The 4,741-nt window shown below is 41.7% G+C and carries 4 protein-coding genes and 1 tRNA gene; all 5 read left to right on the plus strand.

The genetic code is table 11. From position 1 onward, the window contains the following. The first annotated feature begins 610 nt into the window (after nucleotides 1-610). The 5 genes from lipB to PN450_RS05895 all read left to right on the plus strand — a co-directional run bounded on the left by lipB (nucleotide 611) and on the right by PN450_RS05895 (nucleotide 4,402). The gene (gene lipB / locus PN450_RS05875; RefSeq protein WP_271822715.1) at nucleotides 611-1,306 is read left to right on the plus strand and encodes a lipoyl(octanoyl) transferase LipB; all 696 of its coding nucleotides are present in this window, start codon (nucleotides 611-613) and stop codon (nucleotides 1,304-1,306) included. A 147-nt stretch (nucleotides 1,307-1,453) separates the two neighbouring features. Next, nucleotides 1,454-2,119, plus strand: a complete 666-nt coding sequence (msrA, locus tag PN450_RS05880; RefSeq protein WP_271835703.1) for a peptide-methionine (S)-S-oxide reductase MsrA — start codon at nucleotides 1,454-1,456, stop codon at nucleotides 2,117-2,119. Between the two features lie 137 nt (nucleotides 2,120-2,256). Continuing rightward, nucleotides 2,257-3,132: a M48 family metallopeptidase gene (locus PN450_RS05885; protein ID WP_271835704.1), complete on the plus strand. Its 876-nt coding sequence runs from the start codon at nucleotides 2,257-2,259 to the stop codon at nucleotides 3,130-3,132. A 23-nt stretch (nucleotides 3,133-3,155) separates the two neighbouring features. After that, the gene (locus tag PN450_RS05890; protein ID WP_213800329.1) at nucleotides 3,156-4,253 is read left to right on the plus strand and encodes an alpha-hydroxy acid oxidase; all 1,098 of its coding nucleotides are present in this window, start codon (nucleotides 3,156-3,158) and stop codon (nucleotides 4,251-4,253) included. Between the two features lie 65 nt (nucleotides 4,254-4,318). Next, a tRNA-Leu gene (locus tag PN450_RS05895) sits at nucleotides 4,319-4,402 on the plus strand. Nucleotides 4,403-4,741: the final 339 nt, after the last annotated feature.

Here is a 4,741-nt window from a genome sequence, read left to right on the forward strand (position 1 = left end):
GACACATCTGGACAGCGATAACCTTAGTGTTTACTTCCTGCTTCATCACGGTCTTAGAATGGCTTCTAAGAGGTTTTTCCGCTCCACAGGCAATCTCGGTAGAACTTACCGTTTCTGACCGTAGTTCCTAAAAGGAACCCTTTTCTTGTCCCCCAGTCTTGTTCACTATTGTATAGAGAATACAACCATTTTGGGAAATTTGATCCTGATTGATACAAATAAATTTTTAAGTTGCCATCAGTCAGTAAATTAGCTGGTATTGTCTTAGCTTATTGCTCTTCTCCCAACGCCCATTCAGGTTATATATTCAAACTAGCACCTTGTGGTTTATAAAATATATTTCCTTGACGTTCCTTTAAGATCCTTTGCATAGCTTGACATTTGTTCGTTATATTTTTGGAAAATAAGAGGTAAGTAGCTTGGCACAATTAAATATAAAACCTCTCTCCAAACCTGTCCCCTACCAAGGGAGAGGCTTTGACTCCCCCTTCCCTGGTAGGGAAGGGGGTTGGGGGGTTAGGTTTATATTATATTTTTACATTTTTTAACACCCACTTACTTATCGGGTGTCTTACCTCTTGCCTCTTTCTTGCTTATCACCTATTCACTGATGATTCCTAGCACTCAATTGAACCCGTACCGTTGTTTACTATATAATGTTGGCGTAATGCCTTATGAAACTGCTCATCAGTGGCAGCGATCGCTCGTTGCAGAACGCATTCACAATCCAGAACTAGATGATGTCTTAATTCTACTAGAACATCCCCCCGTCTACACCTTGGGGACAGCAGCAAATCCAGAATTTATTAAATTTAATCTTGACAAAAGTGATTATGATGTGCATCGCATTGAAAGAGGCGGCGAAGTTACCTATCATTGTCCTGGACAATTGGTAGGTTATCCCATTTTAAACTTACGCCGTTATCGTCAAGACTTGCATTGGTACTTGCGCCAACTTGAGGAAGTATTAATTCGCGTTTTAGCAAATTATGACTTGAAGGGAGAACGGATTCCTGGTTTTACCGGAGTTTGGCTAGAAGGATACAAGATTGCCGCCATCGGCATAAAAGTGAGTAAATGGATTACTATGCACGGTTTTTCCTTAAATGTTTGTCCAGACATGACAGGATTTAAACAAATTATCCCCTGTGGCATTATTGATAAACCAGTCAGCAGTTTAGCCAGATGGATTCCTGACATTACCTGTAACCAAGTCCGTCCTTTTGTCAATCAATGTTTTGCAGAAGTATTTGGTGTGGAATTTGAGGTTGATAAATCTCCGACTAGCACCGCAGTGCGGAATTAAAAATTAAAAATTAAAAATTAAAAAAGCAGATTACACAAGCTTTTGTCAAATTTTTAATGGTTGATTGACTTACGCCGTTGTGTACTAGCTACAAAAATCTTTACAATAAAAAAGAATAGCAATCAAACATAATACAAATTAAAAATCATGGGAATATTCGGATTTGGCAAAAAGTCAGCCATACCTACACCTGAGCAAGCCTTACCAGGACGCGCAGAAGTAATGCGAGTATCAGTACAACATTATGTTAATAAAAATCGTCTTCAAGCACCTTTTCCCCAAGGCTTAGAAACCGCCATGTTTGGTTTAGGCTGTTTTTGGGGAGCAGAACGCAAATTTTGGCAACAAGAAGGAGTTTACACCACTGCGGTAGGATATGCGGCTGGTTACACACCCAACCCCACCTATCAAGAAGTATGTAGTGGCATGACAGGTCATAATGAAGTAGTATTAGTAGTGTTTGACCCCAAAATCATTACTTATTCCCAACTATTGAAAGTGTTCTGGGAAAGCCACAACCCCACCCAAGGAATGCGTCAAGGTAATGATGCTGGTACTCAATACCGTTCAGGAATTTACGTTTATTCACAAGAGCAAAAAGAATTAGCCGTAACATCACAGAACGCTTATCAATCAGCCCTTACCAGCGCCGGTTATGGCAAAATTACCACAGAAATTTTAGATGCACCAGAATTTTACTATGCTGAAGAATACCATCAGCAATATTTAGCCAAAAACCCCGGTGGTTATTGTGGTTTAGGTGGTACTAACGTAGCTTGTCCCGTCGGTATTCCTGAAGCGCAGGTAAGTTAAAACCATAGAAATCAATATTTATCAAGGTTGGGAAAACTCAACCTTGTATCTTCTAAACTTTGCGCCTTTGCTCCTTTGTGTCTTTGCGCGAAAGATAACTCATACCGCCATTATCCCATGCCAAATCTTTTAATACTATGTCCTTACTCAAAACCTCGCTTACAGGCTTAAAAGCAGACTCATTCCGTCATCCCCTGGACTTGGAAGCCACCAAAACTCTCAAACAAATTCCCGGTTTAGATATGATGGTGCGAAATTTGCTCGGTCCCATGGCCGAACAGGTTTTTTATGTGGAAAATATCGCTTCTAGTATTTTAGTAGGAGAAAAACAACTTCCTGATTTACACAAATTATTATTAGAAGCTTGTCAAATTCTGGATATTGATCCACCTCAGTTATATGTGCGTCAACACCCAGCCCCTAACGCTTACACCTTTGCCATGCGAGGTAAACAGCCTTTTGTGGTTATTCATACATCCTTGATTGAAATCCTCACCCATGAAGAGATACAGGCTGTAATTGCCCATGAATTAGGTCATCTTAAATGTGATCATAGTGTGTATTTAACACCTGTGAATTTATTGATTTTAGCTGCTGCCATTGTCCCAAATGTCGGTGCTGTTTTGGCTCAAGCTATCCAGTCACAATTATTAGAATGGGTCCGCTGTGCTGAGTTTACCTGCGATCGCGCCGCTTTGTTAGCTACCCAAAATCCGAAAGTTGTCATGTCAGTATTAATGAAGTTAGCCGGCGGTTCTCCCAGTTTAGCCCCCCAACTCAATTTAGATGCCTTTGTTGACCAAGCTCGTGCCTATGATGACATTAGTAAAACGGAATTGGGAGAAATGGTCAAATCCGCCCGTACAGCCCAATTAAGCCATCCTGTCCCCGTATTACGAGCGAGGGAAATTGACCGTTGGGCAGGTAGTCAAGAGTACCAAAAATTAGTGCGAAATCACGGCATTAATTACAAAAGTGAAACTATATCTCAAGGTGGATGGAGGAATTGGTAGATTTTGCTAGAGTCAATCAAGATATGAATTCTTTATCAGCGATTAATTTATTTGGATACGAACAACTAGCAAAAGAGCATCTTTCCCAGATGGCTTTTGATTATTACAGCAGTGGTGCATGGGATGAAGTGACCTTGCGGGATAATCTCGCTGCTTTTACAAAAGTGAAACTTCGTCCGAAAATGTTAGTTGATGTTAGTAACATTAACCTCACTACCCAGGTTTTAGGGGAATCTTTACAATTACCCCTATTAATCGCACCCATGGCTTTTCAATGTCTGGCTGATCCAGAAGGAGAAATTGCTACAGCTTTAGCAGCAGAAATCGCAGGTGTGGGCATGGTGTTGAGTACCCTTGCTACCAAGAGTTTAGAAGAAGTTGCCACAGTTGCCAAAGGTTTGCAATGGTTTCAGCTTTACATCCATAAAGATCAGGGTTTAACTCAGGCTTTGGTGCAACGAGCATACACCGCAGGATACAAAGCAATTTGTCTGACTGTAGATGCTCCTATGTTGGGAAAAAGAGAACGAGATCAGCGCAATGAGTTCACTTTACCTCCTGGCTTACATCCCGCTAATTTAACCAATATCTCTGGTTTGGACATTCCCCAAGCACCAGGAGAATCTGGTTTATTGACTTATTTTGCTCAACAAATTAACCCCGCAGTCACTTGGAAGGATTTGGAATGGTTACAATCTCTGAGTCCCCTACCTTTGGTAGTGAAAGGAATTTTACGGGCTGATGATGCTGTGCGGGCTGTAGAATATGGAGCGCAAGCAATTGTAGTTTCTAATCACGGTGGTAGACAATTAGATGGAGCGATCGCTTCTTTGGATGCTTTACCTGATATTATCGCCGCAGTAGACGGTAAAGCCGAAGTCCTATTGGATGGTGGTATCCGTCGGGGTACAGATATCCTCAAAGCCTTAGCTTACGGTGCTAAAGCCGTACTCATTGGCCGACCTGTATTATGGGGATTAGCGGTAGCTGGAAAAATTGGCGTATCTCACATCATTTCCCTATTACAAGATGAGTTAAATTTGGCAATGGCTCTGAGTGGTTGTGCCAGTTTGGGAGATATTGATTCTAGTTTGGTGAGCCAATTACCAAAAAATTTCTAAATTAAATCTAATTACCTCTTGCCAAACTAAAAAAAATAGGCTATACTTGCAAAAGTGACACCCAAGGGCGGGTGGCGGAATTGGTAGACGCACCGCACTCAAAATGCGGCGGCCGTGAGGTCATAGGAGTTCGATTCTCCTCCTGCCCATTTAGAAAAATAAATTCGAGCCACAGATACGAAATAATGTCTGTGACTGGTTTCTAGTGAATATTTCTTTGCTTAATACAGGGGTTTCCGCTCTTATGATGTACAAAGGTGGTGCGGGCCTACTATGGCTAACGCCACGCTGCGCTATGGACAAGCTCAGTACAAGTCTTGCCCGCTAATCATCAAGGACGGGCAAGAAGTGCGATTCGTTGTTAGCTAAATCACGGTAATCAGTCCGTACATAAGCTAACCAACCCAATCCAATCATGGAAAAAGGCTGAACTCTCGGTCTGATATGGGTGAAAGTCCCATCTGCCAGACTCAGGTATGACTCCCTAC

Source organism: Dolichospermum lemmermannii CS-548, from assembly GCF_028330815.1.
GTDB classification, from domain to species: Bacteria; Cyanobacteriota; Cyanobacteriia; order Cyanobacteriales; family Nostocaceae; genus Dolichospermum; species Dolichospermum lemmermannii.